Source organism: Edwardsiella piscicida (assembly GCF_001896205.1).
GTDB lineage: Bacteria > Pseudomonadota > Gammaproteobacteria > Enterobacterales > Enterobacteriaceae > Edwardsiella > Edwardsiella piscicida.
In genome coordinates this window covers 1,180,989-1,201,094 of record NZ_MPNU01000001.1, presented here as the reverse complement: position 1 = coordinate 1,201,094, position 20,106 = coordinate 1,180,989, and the positions used below count along the sequence as shown (strand labels likewise).

Annotated in this window: 17 protein-coding genes; 5 read left to right on the top strand and 12 right to left on the bottom strand. The window is 60.9% G+C overall.

Going from position 1 to position 20,106, the window contains the following annotated elements:
• Positions 1 to 26: 26 nt before the first annotated feature.
• The 4 genes from amtB to cof all read right to left on the bottom strand — a co-directional run bounded on the left by amtB (position 27) and on the right by cof (position 3,406).
• Entirely contained in the window at positions 27 to 1,307 is a 1,281-nt protein-coding gene (amtB, locus tag BRD58_RS05420; RefSeq protein WP_041692495.1) for an ammonium transporter AmtB, read from the bottom strand.
• Between the two features lie 21 nt (positions 1,308 to 1,328).
• Complete coding sequence (gene glnK / locus BRD58_RS05415; protein ID WP_012847867.1) at positions 1,329 to 1,667, bottom strand: P-II family nitrogen regulator; 339 nt, start codon at positions 1,665 to 1,667, stop codon at positions 1,329 to 1,331.
• A 304-nt stretch (positions 1,668 to 1,971) separates the two neighbouring features.
• Positions 1,972 to 2,433, bottom strand: a complete 462-nt coding sequence (locus BRD58_RS05410) for an Lrp/AsnC family transcriptional regulator (protein WP_012847865.1) — start codon at positions 2,431 to 2,433, stop codon at positions 1,972 to 1,974.
• A gap of 154 nt (positions 2,434 to 2,587) precedes the next feature.
• Entirely contained in the window at positions 2,588 to 3,406 is an 819-nt protein-coding gene (gene cof / locus BRD58_RS05405; RefSeq protein WP_069578326.1) for an HMP-PP phosphatase, read from the bottom strand.
• Between the two features lie 100 nt (positions 3,407 to 3,506).
• On the opposite strand from cof, the gene BRD58_RS05400 reads away from it, so the two are divergent.
• On the top strand, positions 3,507 to 5,219 hold the full coding sequence (locus BRD58_RS05400; RefSeq protein WP_069578324.1) for an SgrR family transcriptional regulator: 1,713 nt from the start codon (positions 3,507 to 3,509) through the stop codon (positions 5,217 to 5,219).
• A gap of 51 nt (positions 5,220 to 5,270) precedes the next feature.
• Entirely contained in the window at positions 5,271 to 5,960 is a 690-nt protein-coding gene (gene queC, locus BRD58_RS05395; protein ID WP_015461122.1) for a 7-cyano-7-deazaguanine synthase QueC, read from the top strand.
• A 78-nt stretch (positions 5,961 to 6,038) separates the two neighbouring features.
• Here queC and BRD58_RS05390 read toward each other — a convergent pair whose 3' ends face one another.
• The 8 genes from BRD58_RS05390 to bolA all read right to left on the bottom strand — a co-directional run bounded on the left by BRD58_RS05390 (position 6,039) and on the right by bolA (position 16,146).
• A complete protein-coding gene (locus tag BRD58_RS05390) occupies positions 6,039 to 6,374 on the bottom strand; it encodes a ComEA family DNA-binding protein (protein ID WP_015461121.1) in 336 nt (111 codons plus the stop codon).
• 142 nt (positions 6,375 to 6,516) lie between these two features.
• Positions 6,517 to 8,397 carry a peptidylprolyl isomerase gene (ppiD, locus tag BRD58_RS05385; RefSeq protein WP_012847860.1) on the bottom strand — a complete coding sequence of 627 codons (1,881 nt, stop codon included), beginning with the start codon at positions 8,395 to 8,397 and terminating at the stop codon, positions 6,517 to 6,519.
• 284 nt (positions 8,398 to 8,681) lie between these two features.
• Positions 8,682 to 8,954: a nucleoid-associated protein HU-beta gene (gene hupB, locus BRD58_RS05380; protein WP_012847859.1), complete on the bottom strand. Its 273-nt coding sequence runs from the start codon at positions 8,952 to 8,954 to the stop codon at positions 8,682 to 8,684.
• Between the two features lie 216 nt (positions 8,955 to 9,170).
• Complete coding sequence (gene lon, locus BRD58_RS05375) at positions 9,171 to 11,525, bottom strand: endopeptidase La (RefSeq protein ID WP_015461120.1); 2,355 nt, start codon at positions 11,523 to 11,525, stop codon at positions 9,171 to 9,173.
• A 220-nt stretch (positions 11,526 to 11,745) separates the two neighbouring features.
• Positions 11,746 to 13,017, bottom strand: a complete 1,272-nt coding sequence (clpX, locus tag BRD58_RS05370; RefSeq protein WP_012847856.1) for an ATP-dependent protease ATP-binding subunit ClpX — start codon at positions 13,015 to 13,017, stop codon at positions 11,746 to 11,748.
• A gap of 182 nt (positions 13,018 to 13,199) precedes the next feature.
• A complete protein-coding gene (clpP, locus tag BRD58_RS05365) occupies positions 13,200 to 13,820 on the bottom strand; it encodes an ATP-dependent Clp endopeptidase proteolytic subunit ClpP (RefSeq protein ID WP_015461119.1) in 621 nt (206 codons plus the stop codon).
• 226 nt (positions 13,821 to 14,046) lie between these two features.
• Complete coding sequence (gene tig / locus BRD58_RS05360) at positions 14,047 to 15,348, bottom strand: trigger factor (RefSeq protein WP_015461118.1); 1,302 nt, start codon at positions 15,346 to 15,348, stop codon at positions 14,047 to 14,049.
• A gap of 471 nt (positions 15,349 to 15,819) precedes the next feature.
• Complete coding sequence (bolA, locus tag BRD58_RS05355) at positions 15,820 to 16,146, bottom strand: transcriptional regulator BolA (RefSeq protein ID WP_012847853.1); 327 nt, start codon at positions 16,144 to 16,146, stop codon at positions 15,820 to 15,822.
• 418 nt (positions 16,147 to 16,564) lie between these two features.
• Here bolA and BRD58_RS05350 point away from each other — a divergent pair, with 418 nt between their 5' ends.
• The 3 genes from BRD58_RS05350 to BRD58_RS05340 are packed head-to-tail and all read left to right on the top strand — an operon-like array spanning position 16,565 to position 20,084.
• Positions 16,565 to 17,143, top strand: coding sequence for a lipoprotein (locus tag BRD58_RS05350; protein WP_069579607.1), 579 nt, complete (start codon positions 16,565 to 16,567; stop codon positions 17,141 to 17,143).
• A 43-nt stretch (positions 17,144 to 17,186) separates the two neighbouring features.
• Complete coding sequence (ampG, locus tag BRD58_RS05345; RefSeq protein ID WP_012847851.1) at positions 17,187 to 18,668, top strand: muropeptide MFS transporter AmpG; 1,482 nt, start codon at positions 17,187 to 17,189, stop codon at positions 18,666 to 18,668.
• A gap of 36 nt (positions 18,669 to 18,704) precedes the next feature.
• Positions 18,705 to 20,084, top strand: coding sequence for an MFS transporter (locus BRD58_RS05340; RefSeq protein WP_012847850.1), 1,380 nt, complete (start codon positions 18,705 to 18,707; stop codon positions 20,082 to 20,084).
• The last annotated feature ends 22 nt before the right edge of the window (positions 20,085 to 20,106 follow it).

The following is a 20,106-nucleotide window of genomic DNA, read 5'->3' as shown; positions in this document are numbered from 1 at the left end:
CGGCGCCGCAGCGCGGCGCCGTGCATCTAGCGGTTATAGGCGCTCTCACCGTGGCTCGTCACATCCAGCCCCTCGCGCTCCTGATCCTCACTGACCCGCAGCCCCACGCAGAGATCCGCCGCCTTATAGGCAATCAGCGCCGCCGCCGCGGACCAGATCACACAGACCAGCACGCTCAGCGTCTGAACCCACAGCTGATGACCCATGGTGACACCGCTGGCATAGCCCGTACCGCCCAGCGAGGCGGCGCTCAGCACCCCAGTCGCCAGGCAGCCGACGATACCGCAGACGCCGTGCACGCCGAAGACATCGCAGGCGTCATCTATCTGCAGCCAGCGTTTCAGCGCCACCACGCCCCATAGGCCTGCCGCTCCCGCGATCAGGCCGAGCAGCAGCGCACCGCCGACACCCACGCTGCCCGCCGCCGGCGTCACCGCCACCAGCCCGGCAATACAACCGGAGCAGGCGCCTAGCAGGGAGGGGTTCCCACGTAACCCCCATTCCGCCAAGACCCAAGAGAGAATGGCGGCGGCGGTGGCGATCATCGTGTTGATAAACGCCAGCGCAGCAATATCGTTGGCGGCGCCGGCGGAGCCCGCGTTAAAGCCAAACCAACCGATATACAGAATGGCGGTGCCCAGAAAGACCATGGGTAAACTGTGCGGCTTAAACGACTCCCGTCCATAGCCGCTGCGCCGTCCCAGCAGGCGAGCGCCCAGCAGTCCTGCCACGGCGGCGTTAATATGCACCACCGTCCCGCCGGCAAAGTCCAGCGCACCGTCGGCGGCCAGCCAGCCCCCGCCCCAGACCATATGGGCCAGCGGCACATAGGAGAGCGAAAACCACAGCGCGGCAAAGATCAGCACCGCCGAAAACCGAACCCGCTCAGCCAGAGCACCGGTCACCAGCGCCACCGTAATACAGGCAAACGATCCCTGAAAGGCCACGTGCACCAGCGTCGATATCGAGCCGGTCACCTCGTGCAGTCCGATCCCCTTGAGCAACAGCGCGTGCAGGTTGCCAACGATAGCGTTCCCGCTGCCAAACGCCAGCGTATAGCCATAGATCACCCACAGCACGCTCACGACGGCGAAGGTCACCATCACCTGCGTCATCAGCGACAGCACGTTCTTGGCGCGCAGCAGGCCGCCGTAAAACAGTGCAATCCCCGGCAGAGTCATCAACAGCACCAGCGCCGTCGCTAGCATCATAAAGCCATTATCCGCCCGATCCATCTGCGGCGCGCCGGCCAGCGCAACCCCCGGCAGCAGCGCCATGCCCACCATTCCCCTGCGAACTCGCCTCATCTCACACCTCCATGCCGGCCATCACAGCGCCGCGTCATCGCACTCGCCGGTGCGAATGCGCACCACGCGCGTCAGTTCGGCGACAAAAATCTTACCGTCACCAATGTTTCCGCTGCAGGCCGCCTGGCGAATGGCGTCGATCACCGCCTCCAGCCGTTCATCCTCCAGCGCCACCTCAATTTTGACCTTGGGTAAAAAATTGACGCTGTACTCGGCGCCGCGGTAAAGCTCAGCGTGCCCTTTCTGTCGACCGAATCCCTTCACCTCCGTCAGGGTCAGCCCCTGAATACCGATGGCCGACAGCGCTTCGCGCACCTCCTCCACCTTGAACGGCCTGATCACCGCGCTCACCAGCTTCATGACGCCCCCTCCTCTGTCAGCGGATTCATTCACAAAAATTATGAGCAAAGGTCATGCCAACCCAGAAGACGGGCGACAGATCCCGCCGCCCACGCGGGATGGCGCATGATTCACGGCGGCGCGGCAGGGGCAATAGCACCAAAACGGTGCAATGCGCCGGCCGTGGTGCAGGTTAGACGTCGGAGACGCGCGATCGCCCCGACGGCGACGCCGTCGGGAGCGCAATATTGGCAGGATTCGGGGAACGCGGGCATAGCGGCACGCTCAGCGGGGTGAGGAGATGACCGTTAGCGGGAAAGACGGCTTACTCGCGCAGCGGCAGCGCCGTCGTGAACTTAATCTGCTCCATGGCAAAGCTCGACGTGACGTCGCTCAGCCCCTTTACCGCGTTGACCAGACGCTTATAAAAATCATCGAAGCTTTTCATATCGGCAACCTGCACCTGCATCAGGTAATCATACTCACCGGCCATGCGGTAGAACGCCAGGATCTCCGGCATATGCTCCACCTGCTGCACAAAGTTGCGATACCACTCCGCGCTGTGGTGCTGGGTCTTGATCGCCACAAACGCCGTCAGCCCGAGGCCCAGCTTCTCTTTATCCAACAGCGCGACCCGCTGGGTAATATAACCCTCCTCCTCCAGACGCTTTAGCCGCTTCCAGCAGGGAGTCGACGTCAGGTTCACCGCCTCTGACAGCACCTGCAGCGAGAGGGTGCAGTCCCGCTGCAGCATGTTCAGCAGGCTACGGTCAATTTTATCCAGCATAGGGGGCTCCGGGAGAAATATTTCCTCCAATTAGGCCAATCCACGCAACAATAATCAATCTTTTTCCCGCGGCGTCGAATGTCCGGCGCAGGTAAAGATAAAAAGAAAACCGGGTGCGCGCAGTCAAACACGCAGCCCGGCTGGCTGAATAGCCTCAGTGATTCGGGGGAATTGTGAGGTGAGATTGCGTTAGCCAAAGAGAAAGCTGTTGCGCAACCGCCTGCTGGCGGCAGTCACCGATCACCCGCAGGTGCGGTAAGGCCTGCCGAAGCTGCGTCAGCGCGTTGCCCATGATGAATCCCTGACCGACCATGCCAAGCATCTCCCGGTCGTTCATCGCGTCGCCGAACGCCATACATTCATCCAGACCAATATTCAGGCGATCGCACAGAGCCGCCAACGCGCTGCCCTTGTTACTGCCCGGCGGGATCACCTCCAGCGAGTCATGGCCCGAGAAGCAGAGATCGACGGCGCGGCCGAAGTGGGTACGCAGACGCTGCTGCAGCGCCAGCAGACGTTCATGACCATCGATAAAGCACACCTTGCTGACGCCGTAAGCCGGCAGACGGTGCAGATCCGTCAGGCGATAGGTAAAGCCATCGGCCCGGTGGGGCGCCAGCAGCGCGGGGCAATCGCAGGCCGTCAGCCAGCCATCGTCGCGAAACAGGTGCAGCGAGGCGGTATCGCTCCAGTCGGCGTGCATCAGCTCATAGGCCACCTCCGGCGCCAGATCCTGGCTGAACAGCAGCTGGCCGTCGTGATCATGCACCCGAGTGCCATTAGCGGTGATCAGGTGTCCCCGCAGCCCCAAGCGGCGCGTCATGCGGCTAACCTCTAAAAAGTGACGCCCGGTAGCAAAGGTGAGAACGACCTGCTGCTGCGCCAGGCGCTGCAGGGCATCCAGCGTCTCCGCACCGATGCGGTGATCCGGCATCAACAGAGTGCCGTCCATATCAAACGCTGCCAAACGCATACCGCCTCCGTTTGTGACCGCTACTGCATGGCCTACAGTATCGCGTGGCATTTGCGGAACTAATAGTGAACAATTAGAAAAAAGAGTTCAGGATTTTTTAATGCGCCTGCTGCAACGCCTTAATCAATATCAACGTCTGTACCAGTTTGCCGGCGATGCCCCGGTGTCGGTTACCGTCGCCGAGCTGGCCGCCATTATCTGCTGCAGCGATCGCCACGTGCGAACCCTGCTCGGCCAGCTGCAGGAGGCCGGATGGATCCGCTGGCAGGCCAGCGCCGGGCGCGGGCGGCGCGGCAGCCTGCGCTGCCTACTTCCGGTATCGCAGCTGCGTCGCCAGCTAATGGAGCACCTGCTGCGCGAGGGCAACCATCAGGGGGCCCTGCGGCTGGCGGCCCGCGATCCGGCTCAGCTAACCCCCTATCTGCAGCCCCACCTCGGCGGCCAGTGGCAGGCCGAGCTGCCTACCCTGCGTATTCCTTACTATCGCCCGCTGGAGCCCATCCAGCCCCTGCGGCTGAGCGGACGCGCCGAGCAGCACCTGGCGCACACCCTGCACGCCGGCCTGACGCGGTTCGTTCCCGGCAACGCCGCGCCGCAGCCAGATCTGGCCCACCACTGGCAGATCAGCGACGACGGCCTATGCTGGCAATTTTTACTGCACAGCGATCTGCGCTGGCACCACGGCCAACCGATCGGCGCCGAGCAGCTTCTGGCGACGCTGCGCGCCCTCTGCGCCCATCCCCAGGCCGGCGCCCTGCTGGCCAGCGTCGCCGCTATCGACCACCCCCATCCGCTGTGCCTGCGCTTTACCCTGCATCAGCCCGACTACTGGCTGGCGCACCGGCTGGCCAACCTGCTGTGCCTGCTGCCCCACCCGCAGCAGCCCGATATCGGTGCGGGGCCATTCCGCCTGGTCAGCGCCAGTCCAACCCTGCTGCGCCTAGAGCAGTATGAGGGCTACCATCTGCGGCGGCCCTATCTGCACGCCATCGAATACTGGATCACCGCCGGGGCCGGTACGGCGCCGCCCTCCTGCCAGAGGGCGGTCAGAATACAGATAGGACAAGATGAGGGAACCCAGGACACCCGCCGTCTCAAAAGCAGCACCAGCCTGGGCTTTGGCTACATGGCCGTTAACCTGCGTCAGGGACGCCTCTCTCCGCGCCAGGCGCGCGCTCTGCTCGGCCTGATGCGCGAGGAGCAGACCTTCAGCGCCCTGTCGCAGGAGGAGGGGATCACGCTACGCTGTGAGGAGCTGCTGCCCGGCTGGGCAATCCCGGCGTTCACCGAGCCGCCCGGTCCGCTGCCGCCCCGCCTGACCCTTCTTAGCTACCCGGCGTCCGCCCTGCACCAGCTGGCGCGCCGACTGCAGATCCGCCTGGCCGCCTACGGCTGCGCCCTCACGCTGCAGTTCGTCAGCGGAAAACGCTGGAGCGATGATGCCCAACTGGCTCAGGCAGACATTATCCTGGGGGATAAACGCATCGGCGAATCGCCCGGCACCACCCTGGACAACTGGCCGCGCACCGACCGACTGTGGCCGGCGATCCTCCCCGCCAACGCCTATGCGGATACGCTGGCGCGCCTCAATCTCCAGCGACAGGCCCGCGCGGAGGCACAGCGCTTAGCCGCGCTGCGTCAGCTGTACGGCGCGCTGATGGCGCAGGGATATATGGCGCCGCTATTCAACTATCGCTACCAGGTCAGCGTTCCGCCCCGGGTCAACGGCATCGTGTTGACCGCCCACGGCTGGTTCGACTTTTGTCAGGCCTGGGTGCCGGCGCCGGAGACGGGCTGTTCATCGCCGGGCTGAGCGGCTACCATACGACAGATATTTTCTTTTGCGCACAATTGAGGTTATTGCATGAAACGCGCCGTAGTAGTTTTCAGTGGCGGTCAGGACTCGACCACCTGCCTGATCCAGGCGTTGCACCGCTATGATGATGTCCACTGCATCACCTTTGACTACGGGCAGCGCCACCGCGCCGAGATAGACGTAGCCCGTCGGCTGGCCGAGCAGCTGGGCGCCAGCGCCCACAAGGTGTTGGACGTCGGCCTGCTCAATGAGCTGGCCATCAGTAGCCTGACCCGGGATAACATCCCCGTGCCAACCCAAAGCGAGGATGGCATTCCCAATACCTTCGTCCCCGGCCGCAACGTACTGTTTCTGACCCTGGCGGCGATCTATGCCTACCAGGTTGAGGCTGAGGCCGTGATCACCGGCGTCTGTGAAACCGACTTCTCCGGCTATCCGGACTGTCGGGATCAGTTCGTGCAGGCGCTGAATCACGCCGTCTGCCTGGGCATGGCGCGCGACATTCGCTTTGAAACGCCGCTGATGTGGCTCAACAAAGCCGAGACCTGGGCGCTGGCGGACTACTATGGTCAGCTGGAGAGGGTGCGCCACGACACCCTGACCTGCTACAACGGCATTCAGGGCGATGGCTGCGGTCACTGCGCCGCCTGCCACCTGCGCGCCCATGGCCTGCAGCAGTATCTGGCCGATCCGGCGGCGGTGATGGCCGCGCTGAAGCAAAAGAGCGGGCTGCAGTAACCCCCCCTTTCGCCGTCCTGCGCCAAACGCGGAGACTACGCGACACCGCCCGTACGCCGGCGCGGTGCCGCGCTATCGCTAGAGCGCCAGACGCGCCCGGTTCTTCTCCAGCAGCGCAGCGCCGATCCCCTTCACCTGCAGCAGCTGCTCCAAACGGGAAAACGCGCCGTGCTGTTCACGAAAGGCGACGATCGCCCGGGCCTTCTCCAGGCCGATGCCGCTAAGCCCTTCGGACAGCGCCTGCGCCGACGCCTGATTGATATTCACCCGCCCACGCTCCGCGCCCCCACCGCTGGGCGTGGCGGGGCTCGCCGACGGTGTCGCGGCTGGCGCCGTGGCGGCCTGCGGCGCGGCGGGAAAAAAGAGTAAAGCGATCCAGAGTGGGGAAGATAACAGCAGAGTTAATGGATTCATGGCCGGGCTCCTTAGGGATGAGAGTTATCGTCCCTTACGATGCCCTGCGGCGAGGGGGCCGGCAAAGCCGGAGCGCGCAATATGCAAAAGGCCGCGAATGCGGCCTTTTGTTGTTACATCATATCACCCACAACGCTGGGGATTACTGCACATCTGCCGCCGCGCCCAGCTTGATCTTGGCATTAGCGCGCAGGTTATCCATCAGGGCATCGAAGGTGATCCCGGTCTCCCCGGTGAGCATCTGAGAGGCGAACGCCTTCATTTGCTCCGCCGACAGATGACCCGCCGTGACGGCGTTCAGACGAATCAGCTCAATGTTGTCATGGCGGTCCGCCGACAGCCCGTACACCGGCTTATCGGTCTGCGGGTGCGGCATGGCGAATACCGTATCCGTCAGCTGACGATCCTCTGAAGCGCGAGTCAGCGTCTGCTCGGCACCAAAGCTCAGGCCGGCAGCCTTCAGCGCCGCGTCGCCCTTGCCTGCCTGCAGCGCAGCCAGCAGCTTCTCGCCCTCGCTACGCGCCTGGGCAATCGCCTTCTGACGCTTCAGCAGCTCCGTCACCTGATCGCGCACCTCAGCAAAGGGTTTAACCGCTTCCGGCTTGTGCTCACTGACGCGCAGTACAAAGGCGCGATCGCCCTCGACGCTGATCACGTCAGAGTTACTGCCCGGCGTGCCGTTTTCCCCGAACAGGGAACCGTCGAAAATAGCCTGAACCACCGGTTTAAAATTAAGCACCTGCGGTACGTTATCGCGGGCAAACCAGCCGGTCTCCGTCGCCTTCACCCCGGCGGCGTCTTCTGCCCCGGCCAGCGAATCATTGTCGTTGGTCGCCGCATCGCTCACTTTCTGCTGCAGCGCATAGAAGGCATCCAGCGCCTTCTGCTGCTTCACCTTATCGGCGATCTCGGCACGCACCTCAGAGAGCGGCTTAACCACCGCGGGCTGCATATCGTTCAGACGCACGATCAGGTATCCCACGCTGGACGCGATCGGCGCGGAAACATCCCCTTTATGGCTCAGCTTAGCCGCGCGGATCTCATCCGGCGTGGTTTCCGGCTCCAGCCAACCCAGCTCGCCGCCGTTTTTACGGGAGATAATATCGGTGGACTTCTCCTTGGCCAGGGTCGCGAAATCGGCGCCGTTGGCCAGCTGCGCGGCGATGGCCTTAGCCTCCGCCTCTGTCTTCACCTGAATAACGCTGTAGTCACTGCGCGCCGGCTGGGTAAAGCTGCCTTTATGCTGATCGTAGTAGGCGCTAATCTCCGCATCGCTGACCGTCATCTTATCGTTGATGGCCGCGGCATCCATTTCGATATAGCGTACCTTGACCGCCTCTGGGGCGATAAAGCTGCTCTGGTGCTGCTGATAATAGCCCTGCAGCTCCGCGTCGCTAACCTGCTGCTGCGGCATCAGCTTGCTGATATCGATGGTTGCCAGGCTGACCTGACGCTGCTGCATGGTCAGCGCCGCCAGGGCGTCGACCTCTGCCGGCAGGGTAAAGCCGGTGGCGGTGAACCCCTGGATCAGCTGCTGGGTCACCAGCTGCTGACGCATCAGCTGAGCGTAGGCGTCCGGGCTCAGGCCCAGACGCGCCACCATATCGAGATACTTCGCGTTATCGAAGTGATTGTCGGTCTGGAAATAGGGCATCGCGCGGATCGCTTCTTTTACCTGCGCATCGCTGATCGCCAGATTAAGCTTTTGGGCATACTGATCGAGCAGCACGTCATCGATCATGCGAGAAAGTACCTGCTTGCGCAGCTCTTTCATATAGCCTTCGTTTCCTGCCAGCACGGAGAACTGATCGCCCAGCTGCTGCTGCAGACGGCTGCGCTCGTTCTGCACCGCCTGTTCGAGCTGGGCCCGACCGATCTCTTGGCCATCCACCTTGGCCGCGTAGTCGCCGGAGCCGCCGATCAGATAATTACCTACCCCGGTCAGCACAAACGAGATGATGATCAGAGCCAGGATAACCTTGAGCACGACGTGATTGGCGGCCGCGCGTAAATTGTCCATCATAGTGTGGCAACACTCCGCTGTGATTGTTGGTAATACGTTGTGACTCCGCTTTGTTCCAGGCCATGGCCCGTATACGCACAGCACACGATATAGATTAACTGCTTCAGGCTGCCCTGACGGACGATCGCGCCGCCGCGTCTAGGGAAGGCAGTTGCCCGCCATAAAAAAAGCGCATCAGCATGATGCGCCTTGTATTTTACCTTAGCTATGCCATGGCGTCAGTCGATTGTTTGCGATTTATGGAAATCATCGCCCGCTGACGCCCGGCGCAGCGCGCCATAGGCTTAGTTAACGGCGTCTTTCAGCGCTTTGCCCGCGCGGAAACCCGGAACTTTCGCGGCAGGAATATCAATTTCCTGGCCCGTCTGCGGATTACGGCCAGTGCGGGCAGCACGTTCGCGGACGTCAAAAGTACCAAAACCGACCAGTGCGACGGCGTCACCTTCCTGCAGGCTTTCGGTCACGGATGCAATGAATGCATCCAGCGCGCGACCGGCTGCCGCTTTGGAAATATCTGCACCCTCAGCAATCTTGTCGATCAGTTGTGATTTATTCACTCTATCATCCCCTTTAGAAATCTCGCCGTACAGGAAACCGTTCTCCCTACCGTACGGCTGCGCAGCAGTTATATCTAGCCTGTCTCTGTCCGGCAAGGCGCTTCACGGGCGCTTGCTACGGCCGACAGGGCTCTACGTTAGCCGTACAAAAAAAGGCTGGCAAGCCCGAAATGCGCTGCCAGCCGATGTTTTATCAACGTATTTTGCGATATATCACTATTTCGCCGTCACCACGTCCATCCCAAACGGGGAATTCTGCAGCGCCAGGGCCAAAACCTCGTCGATCCGCTTCACCGGATGGATGTCGAGATCGCGCAGAACGTTCTCCGGCATCTCCTCCAGATCGCGTTTGTTGTCGTCCGGGATCAGCACGGTCTTGATCCCACCGCGGTGGGCCGCCAGCAGCTTCTCCTTCAGCCCGCCGATCGGCAGCACCTGGCCACGCAGCGTAATCTCCCCGGTCATCGCCACGTCGGCGCGCACCGGATTACCGGTCAGGCAGGAGACCAGCGCCGTACACATGGCAATACCGGCGCTCGGACCATCTTTCGGGGTCGCCCCCTCCGGTACGTGCACGTGGATATCGCGCTTCTCGTAGAAATCCGGGTTGATCCCCAGCTTGTCGGCGCGCGCGCGCACCACGGTCAGCGCCGCCTGAATCGACTCCTGCATCACTTCGCCCAGCGAGCCGGTATAGGTCAGCTTACCCTTACCCGGGACACAGGCGGTTTCAATGGTCAGCAGATCGCCGCCGACCTCGGTCCAGGCCAGGCCGGTGACCTGACCCACGCGGTTTTCGCTGTCGGCGCGGCCATAGTCAAAGCGCTGAACGCCCAGGTAATCCTTCAGGTTATCGCCGTTGATCTCAATATGGCGCAGCGACTTATCCAGCAGCAGCTGTTTCACCGCCTTGCGACATAGCTTGGAGATTTCACGCTCCAGCGCACGCACCCCGGCTTCGCGGGTGTAGTAGCGAATAATCCCAACGATGGCGCTATCATCCACCGTTAGCTCGCCTTTCTTCAGCGCATTACGCTCAATCTGCTTCGGCAGCAGGTGCTGGCGGGCAATGTTAAGCTTCTCATCCTCGGTATAGCCGGACAGGCGAATCACCTCCATGCGGTCCAGCAGCGGCGCCGGAATATTCATGGAGTTAGAGGTGGCGACGAACATCACGTCGGACAGATCGTAGTCCACCTCCAGATAGTGATCGTTAAAGGCGACGTTCTGCTCCGGGTCCAGGACCTCCAGCAGCGCCGAGGCCGGATCGCCGCGCATGTCAGAGGACATCTTATCGATTTCATCTAACAGGAACAGCGGGTTGCGCACCCCCACCTTGGCCATCTTCTGGATCAGTTTACCCGGCATGGAGCCGATGTAGGTCCGACGGTGACCGCGGATCTCCGCCTCGTCGCGCACCCCGCCCAGCGCCATGCGCACATACTGGCGGCCGGTCGCCCGGGCGATAGACTGCCCCAGCGAGGTCTTACCTACCCCCGGCGGCCCCACCAGGCACAGGATCGGTCCTTTAATTTTGCTGACCCGGCTCTGTACCGCCAGGTATTCCAGGATGCGATCCTTGACCCGCTCCAGACCGTAGTGGTCGGCGTCGAGCGTCTCCTGCGCTTTGCGCAGATCTTTTTTCACCTTGCTGCGCGCATGCCACGGCACCTGCACAATCCAGTCGATATAGCTGCGCACCACGGTCGCTTCCGCCGACATCGGCGACATCATCTTCAGCTTCTGTAGCTCGGACTCCGCCTTCTCGCGCGCCTCTTTCGGCATTTTGGCCGCTTCTATCTTGCGCTTCAGGGCCTCAAACTCATCCGGCGCGTCGTCCATTTCGCCGAGCTCTTTCTGAATAGCCTTCATCTGCTCATTCAGATAATACTCGCGCTGGCTCTTCTCCATCTGCTTCTTCACCCGGTTACGGATGCGTTTTTCTACCTGCAGCAGATCGATCTCGGACTCCATCATCGCCATCAGGTATTCCAGACGCTCCGCCACGTCGGACATCTCCAGTACCGTCTGCTTATCGTTCAGCTTCAGCGGCATATGGGCGGCGATAGTGTCGGCCAGACGGGCGGCGTCGTCGATGCTGTTCAGCGACGTCAGCACCTCCGGCGGAATTTTTTTGTTCAGCTTGATATAGCTTTCAAACTGATTGATGGCGGTGCGAACCAGAACCTCTTGCTCGCGCTCCTCCATCTCCGGCGTATCCAGGTACTCCGCCTGGGCAGCAAAGTGTTCGCCGCCGTCAGACAGTGTGGTAATGCGCGCGCGCTGGATCCCTTCAACCAGCACTTTTACCGTGCCATCGGGCAGCTTCAGCATCTGCAGAATGGAGGCTACCGTGCCGACCGTAAACAGATCGTTGATCCCCGGCTCATCGGTCGAGGCCTCTTTTTGCGCCACCAGCAGGATCTTCTTGTCGTGATCCATTGCGGCTTCCAGGCACCGGATCGATTTTTCCCGGCCTACAAACAACGGAATCACCATGTGCGGATAAACCACCACATCGCGCAGCGGCAATACGGGGATTTCTATGCGTTCGGAACGCTCAGGATTCATAGAGCTCTCTCTTTGTTTAGCTTCCGCCAGGTTATGGAGAAACAGCGCCGCACAACGGACAATGGCTGCTTCGCCAGAGGATTATCTGAGTATATGGGGATACATTTGCGGGATTCAACGCTATGGCCCGCGGAAAAAAATGGGGGATGCTATCCCCCATTTTTTACCCCGTCTCCCGTATCGCTGCCGGCGGCCTGCGCGCGACGGCGGCAACGGTGAGTTACTCGCCGGAGGCCTGCGCCTCTGGCTGACCATAGATCAGCATCGGCTTGCTCTGGCCATCGATAACGTTCTCATCGACTACCACTTTCTCCACGTTCTCCATGGAGGGCAGATCGTACATCGTGTCGAGCAGCGTCCCTTCAACGATAGAGCGCAGCCCGCGCGCACCAGTCTTACGCGCCATGGCCTTCTTGGCGATAGCGGTCAGGGCCTCGTCACGGAACTCCAGCTCGACCCCTTCCAGACCGAACAGCGCCTGATACTGCTTCGTCAGGGCGTTCTTCGGCTCTTTCAGGATCTGGATCAGCGCCGCTTCATCCAGCTCTTTCAGGGTCGCAACGACCGGCAGACGGCCGATAAATTCCGGGATCAAGCCAAACTTGATCAGGTCCTCGGGCTCGACCTGGCCCAGCAGCTCGCTTTCGCTGGCCTTGTCCGCCTTCCCTTTCACCTTGGCACCAAAGCCGATGCCGGTGCCGGTATTCACGCGCTGACCGATCACCTTATCCAGGCCGGCGAAGGCGCCGCCGCAGATAAACAGGATCTTGGAGGTGTCCACCTGCAGAAACTCCTGCTGCGGATGCTTGCGCCCGCCCTGGGGCGGTACCGCGGCAACCGTACCTTCGATCAGCTTCAGCAGCGCCTGCTGCACCCCTTCGCCGGACACGTCGCGGGTGATCGACGGGTTGTCTGACTTACGGGAGATCTTATCGATCTCATCGATATACACGATGCCGCGCTGGGCCTTCTGTACATCGTAATCACACTTCTGCAGCAGCTTCTGAATGATGTTCTCAACGTCTTCACCGACATAGCCGGCTTCCGTCAGCGTCGTAGCATCCGCCATGGTAAAAGGCACATCCAGCAGGCGTGCCAGCGTCTCCGCCAGCAGGGTCTTGCCGCTGCCCGTCGGGCCAATCAGCAGGATGTTGCTCTTGCCCAGCTCGACGCCGTTGCTGGAATCGCCGTTACGCAGGCGCTTGTAGTGGTTATATACCGCCACCGCCAGCACCTTCTTCGCCTGCTCCTGACCGATGACATAGTCATCCAGATGATGACGGATTTCATGGGGCGTCGGCAGCGCGCTGCGCTCACGGTGCGGCGTTACGTCTTTAATCTCTTCGCGAATGATGTCATTGCACAAATCGACACATTCGTCGCAGATATACACTGACGGCCCGGCGATCAGCTTACGAACTTCATGCTGGCTTTTGCCGCAAAAAGAGCAGTACAGCAGCTTGCCTGAACCGTCTTTGCGCTTATCTGTCATCAGTAAACCTCTTTCATTTAATAGCTGTCCCGCCAACGGCGGGCGTACGTCCCATCAATGCGTGTAGGGTCCGCGCGGTTCACAGCGATATCCGAACGAAAGCGCCCGCGGGCGCTTTGCATCACTCTAGTATATCGGCGAATGGCCAGACAGGCAGCATGAGGGTCGGTTCGCCGCACAAATCAGGCGCGCTGGGTCAGTACGGCGTCAACCAGACCGTACTCCACCGCGTCCTGTGCAGACATGAAACGATCGCGCTCGGTGTCGCGCTCGATAACCTCAATCGGCTGTCCGGAGTGCTTGGCCATCAGGGTATTCATGCGCGCCTTGATGCTGAGGATCTCTTTAGCATGGATCTCAATATCGGTCGCCTGCCCCTGGAAGCCGCCCAGCGGCTGATGGATCATCACCCGAGAGTTCGGCAGACAGAAACGTTTGCCCTGCGCGCCGGCCGCCAGCAGGAACGACCCCATTGAACAGGCCTGCCCCATACAGATCGTGCTGACATCCGGTTTAATAAACTGCATGGTGTCATAGATGGACATCCCGGCGGTGATCACCCCACCCGGTGAGTTGATATATAAGTGGATGTCTTTTTCCGGGTTTTCTGCTTCCAGGAACAGCATCTGGGCCACGATCAGGTTGGCCATATGGTCCTCGACCTGCCCTGTCAGAAAGATAATGCGTTCTTTGAGCAGACGGGAAAAAATATCGTATGAACGCTCGCCGCGCGAAGTCTGCTCAACAACCATGGGCACCAACGCCATGTGCGGTGCTAACTCACGCTGGTCACTGTATGACATTAACCGTCTCCTATAGAAATCTCTTCAGCAGTGGTACGTTTTGATTCTACTTGAGATAGGCCGGATTGACTATGCGCAATCGGGCTCTCCCCTGCCGTCCCTGCACATCAGGCAGACAGTATTTAAACGATCTGGGGGCGGATGAGATAAAATAAAGCCGCCGCATAAAAAAAACCTTCGCCCGAGGACGAAGGTTTTCATACTCACGAACCTAATGGCCTGGGGCTTACGCCTGCGGCTGGTTCATCAGTTCGTTGAAGGTGGTCGCTTTTTCGCTGACTTTAGCCTGGGACAGCAGGGCTTCAACCGCCTGCTCTTCCAGCGCCATGTTGCGCATGTTGTTCATCAGCTCTTTGTTCTTGCTGTAGAACTCGACCACTTCCTGCGGATCTTCGTAGGCGGATGCCATCTCTTCGATCAGCGCATTCACGCGGGCATCGTCGGCTTTCAGCTCGTTCTTGCTGATCACTTCGCCCAGCAGCAGACCCACGATAACGCGACGCTTCGCCTGCTCTTCGAACAGTTCGCGCGGCAGCTCCATCGCCTGCTGCTCGTTACCGCCGAAGCGCTGTGCAGCCTGACGGCGCAGCACGTCGATTTCGCCGTCGACCAGCGCAGCCGGAACGTCGATTTCGTTCGCCTGAACCAGACCGTCCAGAACCTGTGCCTTGATGCGGTTACGCACGGCGTTTTTCAGCTCACGGGTCATGTTCTTGCGCACTTCGGCCTTCAGGCCATCCAGAGAACCATCGGCAACGCCAAAGCGCTTGATGAACTCGGCGGTCATCTCCGGCAGCTCGCGCTCTTCAACTTTCTTCAGCACGATGTCGAACTTGGCCGCTTTACCCTTCAGGTTTTCAGCGTGATAGTCTTCCGGGAAGGTCACATCGATAACGAACTCTTCGCCGGCTTTGTGACCCAGGATACCGTCTTCGAAGCCCGGGATCATGCGGCCCTGGCCCATGGCCAGTACAAAGTCAGTCGCCTTGCCGCCTTCGAAGGCTTCGCCGTCGATAGAACCAGTGAAGTCGATGGTCGCACGATCTTCAGCGCCCACTTCGCCCTCTTTGGCCACCCAGGAAGCCTGCTGCTTACGCAGGGTTTCGATCATCGCGTCTACGTCAGCGTCGTTAACATCAACCTGCGGCTTCTCAACCACGATGGTGTCCAGACCCTTCAGTTCGATCTCCGGGTACACCTCGAACTCTACCGCATAGGCAAAGTCGTCACCCAGTTTGTATTCGCCCGGCACATACTTCGGCGCGCCGACCGGGTTCAGTTTTTCTTTGATGATCGCGTCGACGAAATTACGCTGCATCAGATCGCCCAGCACGTCCTGACGTACAGATGCGCCATAACGCTGAGCGACGATGTTCATCGGCACTTTACCCTTACGGAAACCGTCAATGCGTGCCTTCTTGGCAACATTACGCAGTTCGCTTTCTACTGCTTTTTCGATGCTATCAGCAGTAACAGTAATATTTACGCGACGACCCAGGCCTTCGGTGGTTTCAACAGAAACTTGCATCTTATACCTCAAAAAATCACAGTGCTCGGTCAACGCCAGAAGCCGTTCTCTGCATCATGCCTGAGAGCCGCAACTTACTCTGAAGCGGGATGACGCAAGACGTAACCCCGTCGCTTTTCAAGCAGCATCGCCGCTGGCTTCTCCGCGCCCTCCCGGTCACCTACCTCAGTAAGTTTCAGAGAGTCCACTGCGTCGCCGCGCCGATGCAACCCGAAGCGCATCGGGTGTATACCGCTTTCCCTGTTTTCAGAAGCGTCCCGAATACCATTCCGGAAAAATAGACGCGACATTATAGCGATGCGCGCACTGGGAGTCGAGAACCGCCGGGATTAAGTCACGTGGCGCCTCACATTTTCGCGCCGAGCTATCCCGTCCGACTCTGCACAGGGTATAAAAAAGATGGCCCGCAGGCCATCTTCTTCTTTTCGTGCGCTCGCCGATGCCATCCCCCGCCCGGCAGAGAGGGCGCCCTCAGGCCAGACGTGCGCTGCCGCTGCCCACGCCGCGGCATACCGGGGAGGCCAGCACCGTATCCTGTAGCCCCGCCCACTCTTTACGGGTATAGGTATGCAGCGCCAGGGCGTGCACCCCATCGGCCATCTCGTCCGCCAGCGCGCCATAGATCGCGCGGTGGCGCGACAGGAAACGCTCGCCCTGGAAGCGATCGCTGACCATCACCACCTTAAAGTGCGTCTCCGAGCCGGCCGGAACATTGTGCCGGTAGCTCTCGTCCACAACATCCAGATAGACCGGCTCAAAGGCCGCCCGCAGTTTGGCTTCTATCTGCTCTCTCATCATACGACATCCCCTTATCCGGCAACGGCAGTGGTACATGACACGCTAACGCGTCGGGAGCACATCGCGGCGGCAGGCGCAGTACCTGCATCCGATATACCCGCCCTTCGCGGGGCTAAACGGTATACCTTTCCCGCCTCCTACCCTAAAGCGTAGCCGCTTTTTACTATTCTACGCACTCCCGCCTGTAATTTAACGTTACGTATAATCTGCTTTCAACCCTAAATAAATCCTTATAATCAATGCGGTAAAAACGATATCTTCGCCACGATCAGCGCTCGCCGCGCCGCGCCGCGAAAATCCCCCGCCGCAGGCCTCCCGCCTCTGCGGGGGCAATGATATGATATGAAAATCTGTGCCCGGCACAGTGGACACAATGCCTGTTATCACTCAACACCAGACAATGGCTATCATAATGACGATGCTAAAAAAACTCTTTATTCCTCTGCTGGCGCTCATCGCCCTGGCCGGCTGTGCCAGCCACAGCACCACCCTGAATATCAACCCGCAGATGGCGCTGCCGCAGCAGGATCCGACGCTGCAGGGGATCACCATCAGCATCAACGGCGCCGACATGCGCCAGGACAAAGCGCTGGCCAAGGTAAACCGCGACGGCCAGCTGGTCACCCTAACGGCACAGCGCGATCTGCGCTTCCTGCTGCAGGAGATCCTAGAGAAGCAGATGACCGCCCGCGGCTACATGATCGGGGCGAACGGCGCCGTGGATCTGCAGATCGTGGTTAACCGTCTGTATGCCGACGTCAGCGAAGGCAACCTGCGCTACAGCATCACCACCCACGCCGATGTCTCTATCATCGCCACCGCGCGCAACGGCAGTAAATTGGTGAAAACCTACCGCGCCAGCTATAACGAGCAGGGCGCCTTTACCGCCAGCAATAGCAAAATCGCCAATGCCGTCAACAATGCGCTGAGCGATATTGTCAGCAGCATGGCCCAGGACAGCAGCATCAGCGACTTTATCAAAACCAACGCCCGTTAACCCCTGACGCCGGTGCGCCGCGGCGCGCCGGCCAATACCCTATATGCCAACAGCCTATTTAGCCATTTTCACCCAACGCCGCAGCGCCGTTTTATTGCTGCTCGGCTTCGCCTCGGGACTGCCGCTGGCCCTGACCTCCGGCACCCTGCAGGCGTGGATGACCGTCGCCGGCGTCGACTTGAAAACCATCGGCTTCTTCTCCTTGGTCGGCCAGGCCTACGTCTTTAAATTTCTCTGGTCGCCGCTGATGGATCGCTACACGCCGCCGCTGCTTGGGCGACGTCGGGGCTGGCTGTTGCTGAGCCAGGTGCTGCTGCTGATCGCCATCTTTAGCATGGGCCTGCTCAATCCGGAGCGGCACCTGTGGTGGCTGGCCGCGCTGGCGGTCATGGTCGCGTTCTGCTCCGCATCACAGGATATCGTCTTCGACGCCTATAAAACCGACCTGCTCAGCGCAGAGGAGCGCGGCGCAGGGGCGGCCATCTCCGTGTTCGGCTACCGCCTGGCGATGCTGGTTTCCGGAGGGCTGGCGCTGTGGCTGGCCGATCGCTATCTGGGCTGGCAGGCCACCTATTGGCTGATGGCGGCCCTGATGCTGATCGGTATCGCCGCCACCCTGATGGCGCCGGAGCCTCAGGCCGATGTCCCGCCGCCGCGCACGCTGGAGCAGGCGGTGCTGGCGCCGCTGCGCGACTTTTTTCTGCGCGACAACGCCTGGCTGATCCTGCTGCTGATCGTGATGTACAAAATGGGCGATGCCTTCGCCGGCAGCCTGAGTACCACCTTTCTGATCCGCGGCGTCGGCTTCGATGCCGGCGAGGTCGGCTTGGTTAACAAGACCCTGGGACTCTTGGCCACCATCGTCGGTGCCCTGTGGGGTGGGGTATTGATGCAGCGCCTGTCGCTGTTCCGCGCCCTGATGCTGTTCGGCATTCTGCAGGGGGTCTCCAACTTCGGCTACTGGCTGCTGGCCGTGACGGATAAGAACCTGCTGACCATGGGCGGCGCCATCTTCCTGGAGAATCTGTGCGGCGGCATGGGCACCGCGGCGTTTGTCGCCCTGCTGATGACCCTGTGTAACCGGGCCTTCTCCGCAACCCAGTTCGCCCTGCTCTCCGCGCTCTCCGCCGTCGGGCGGGTCTACGTCGGTCCCATCGCCGGCTGGTTCGTTGAGCTGCACGGCTGGCCGCTGTTCTACCTGTTCTCCGTCATCGCCGCCCTGCCGGGGTTGGCGCTGCTGCTGCTGTGCCGCCGCACCCTGGAGTATGCCCAGGAGACCGGGCGCTTTCGCCCGCGTCACGCCTCGCCACAGGCCTACCGCCGCGCGCTGCGCCTGCTGCTCTCCGGCGTCCTGCTGATCGGCATCTGGCTGCTGATCCTGCTGGCGCAATACCTGTACGATCCCGCGCTGCGCATCCCGTCTGAACCGCTGTTTACGCTGGGGCTCACCCTGTGCGTGTCAGGCATCCTCTGGGGAGCCTGGCTCGACTACCGCGCCCAATCCCTGCCCGCGCCGCAGCGCTAAACCACGGGAAAATCCCCATACCGACGTGAGGTTGTAATGAATGATTTTCGCATGACGCCAGACGAGCGTAAGGCCACCTGGGGACTGGGCACCGTCTTCTCCCTGCGGATGCTGGGCATGTTTATGGTGCTGCCGGTGCTCACAACCTATGGTATGTCCCTCAGCGGCGCCAGCGAGACCCTGATAGGGCTGGCCATCGGTATCTACGGCATCACCCAGGCGCTATTTCAGATCCCCTTTGGCATCATCTCCGATCGGGTAGGCCGTAAGCCGCTGATCGTCGCCGGGCTGCTGATCTTCGCCTTCGGCAGCGCCGTCGCCGCCATGACCGACTCTATCTGGGGCGTCATCCTCGGGCGCGCGCTGCAGGGCGCCGGCGCCATCGCCGCGGCGCTGATGGCGCTGCTCTCCGATCTGACCCGCGAGCAAAACAGAACCAAAGCCATGGCCTTCATCGGCGTCAGCTTTGGCGTCACCTTTGCCATCGCGATGGTCGCAGGGCCGCTGGTTACCCACGCGCTGGGCCTTTCTGGGCTGTTCGGCCTGATCACCCTGCTCGCGCTGCTCGGCATCGCCATTACCCTGTACCTGATCCCCGCGCCGACCAGTCATCTGCTCAACCGCGACGCCAGCATGGTACGCGGCGCCTTCGGCAGCGTGCTGCTACGTCCGGCCCTGCTGCGCCTCAACGCCGGCATCATGTGCGTACATATTTTGCTGATGTCCAGCTTTATCGCGCTGCCGCCGCTGATGGAGCAGGCGGGGCTGGCGCGCGGTGAGCAGTGGAAAGTCTATCTGTGCACCATGCTGATCGCCTTTATCACCATGGTGCCTTTTATTATCTACGCGGAAAAACAGCGGCGGATGAAGCAGGTTTTTCAGCTGTGCGTCGTGCTGATGATCGCCGCCGAGGTGGTACTGTGGTACGCCGAACTGCATCTGTGGGGCATTATTCTCGGGATTCAGCTCTTTTTCTTCGCCTTTAACATGATGGAGGCGCTGCTGCCGTCGCTGATCAGCAAGGAGTCACCGCCGGGCTATAAGGGAACGGCGATGGGGGTCTACTCCACCTGCCAGTTTATCGGCGTCGCCATCGGCGGCATTCTCGGCGGGATCGTCTACGCCCGCGGCGGGGCCGAAGCCATCTTTACCGGCTGTGCGGTGCTAGCGGTGATGTGGTTTGTGATCAGCCTGACCATGAAGGAGCCGCCCTACGTCAGCAGCCTGCGTATCGTGCTGCCGCCGGCGCTGGCGGCCGATACCGCGCTGGCCTGCCAACTGCGCCAGCAGCCGGGGGTGAACGATGTCATGCTGATCGCCGATGAGCATACCGCCTACATCAAGATCGACAGCCAGGTGACCAGCCGCGAGGCGCTGGAAACGTTCCTGCAGCGCGCCGCAGAACGGGGAGAGTAACCCCTTGGGGCAGGACTGAGCC

What these genes read in the sequence shown, in the direction of transcription:
- amtB (WP_041692495.1), bottom strand. Translation starts at nt 1,307, where the DNA reads ATGAGGCGAGTTCGCAGGGGAATGGTGGGCATGGCGCTGCTGCCGGGG.
- glnK (WP_012847867.1), bottom strand. Translation starts at nt 1,667, where the DNA reads ATGAAGCTGGTGAGCGCGGTGATCAGGCCGTTCAAGGTGGAGGAGGTG.
- BRD58_RS05410 (WP_012847865.1), bottom strand. Translation starts at nt 2,433, where the DNA reads ATGCTGGATAAAATTGACCGTAGCCTGCTGAACATGCTGCAGCGGGAC.
- cof (WP_069578326.1), bottom strand. Translation starts at nt 3,406, where the DNA reads ATGCGTTTGGCAGCGTTTGATATGGACGGCACTCTGTTGATGCCGGAT.
- BRD58_RS05400 (WP_069578324.1), top strand. Translation starts at nt 3,507, where the DNA reads ATGCGCCTGCTGCAACGCCTTAATCAATATCAACGTCTGTACCAGTTT.
- queC (WP_015461122.1), top strand. Translation starts at nt 5,271, where the DNA reads ATGAAACGCGCCGTAGTAGTTTTCAGTGGCGGTCAGGACTCGACCACC.
- BRD58_RS05390 (WP_015461121.1), bottom strand. Translation starts at nt 6,374, where the DNA reads ATGAATCCATTAACTCTGCTGTTATCTTCCCCACTCTGGATCGCTTTA.
- ppiD (WP_012847860.1), bottom strand. Translation starts at nt 8,397, where the DNA reads ATGATGGACAATTTACGCGCGGCCGCCAATCACGTCGTGCTCAAGGTT.
- lon (WP_015461120.1), bottom strand. Translation starts at nt 11,525, where the DNA reads ATGAATCCTGAGCGTTCCGAACGCATAGAAATCCCCGTATTGCCGCTG.
- clpX (WP_012847856.1), bottom strand. Translation starts at nt 13,017, where the DNA reads ATGACAGATAAGCGCAAAGACGGTTCAGGCAAGCTGCTGTACTGCTCT.
- clpP (WP_015461119.1), bottom strand. Translation starts at nt 13,820, where the DNA reads ATGTCATACAGTGACCAGCGTGAGTTAGCACCGCACATGGCGTTGGTG.
- tig (WP_015461118.1), bottom strand. Translation starts at nt 15,348, where the DNA reads ATGCAAGTTTCTGTTGAAACCACCGAAGGCCTGGGTCGTCGCGTAAAT.
- bolA (WP_012847853.1), bottom strand. Translation starts at nt 16,146, where the DNA reads ATGATGAGAGAGCAGATAGAAGCCAAACTGCGGGCGGCCTTTGAGCCG.
- BRD58_RS05350 (WP_069579607.1), top strand. Translation starts at nt 16,565, where the DNA reads ATGCTAAAAAAACTCTTTATTCCTCTGCTGGCGCTCATCGCCCTGGCC.
- ampG (WP_012847851.1), top strand. Translation starts at nt 17,187, where the DNA reads ATGCCAACAGCCTATTTAGCCATTTTCACCCAACGCCGCAGCGCCGTT.
- BRD58_RS05340 (WP_012847850.1), top strand. Translation starts at nt 18,705, where the DNA reads ATGAATGATTTTCGCATGACGCCAGACGAGCGTAAGGCCACCTGGGGA.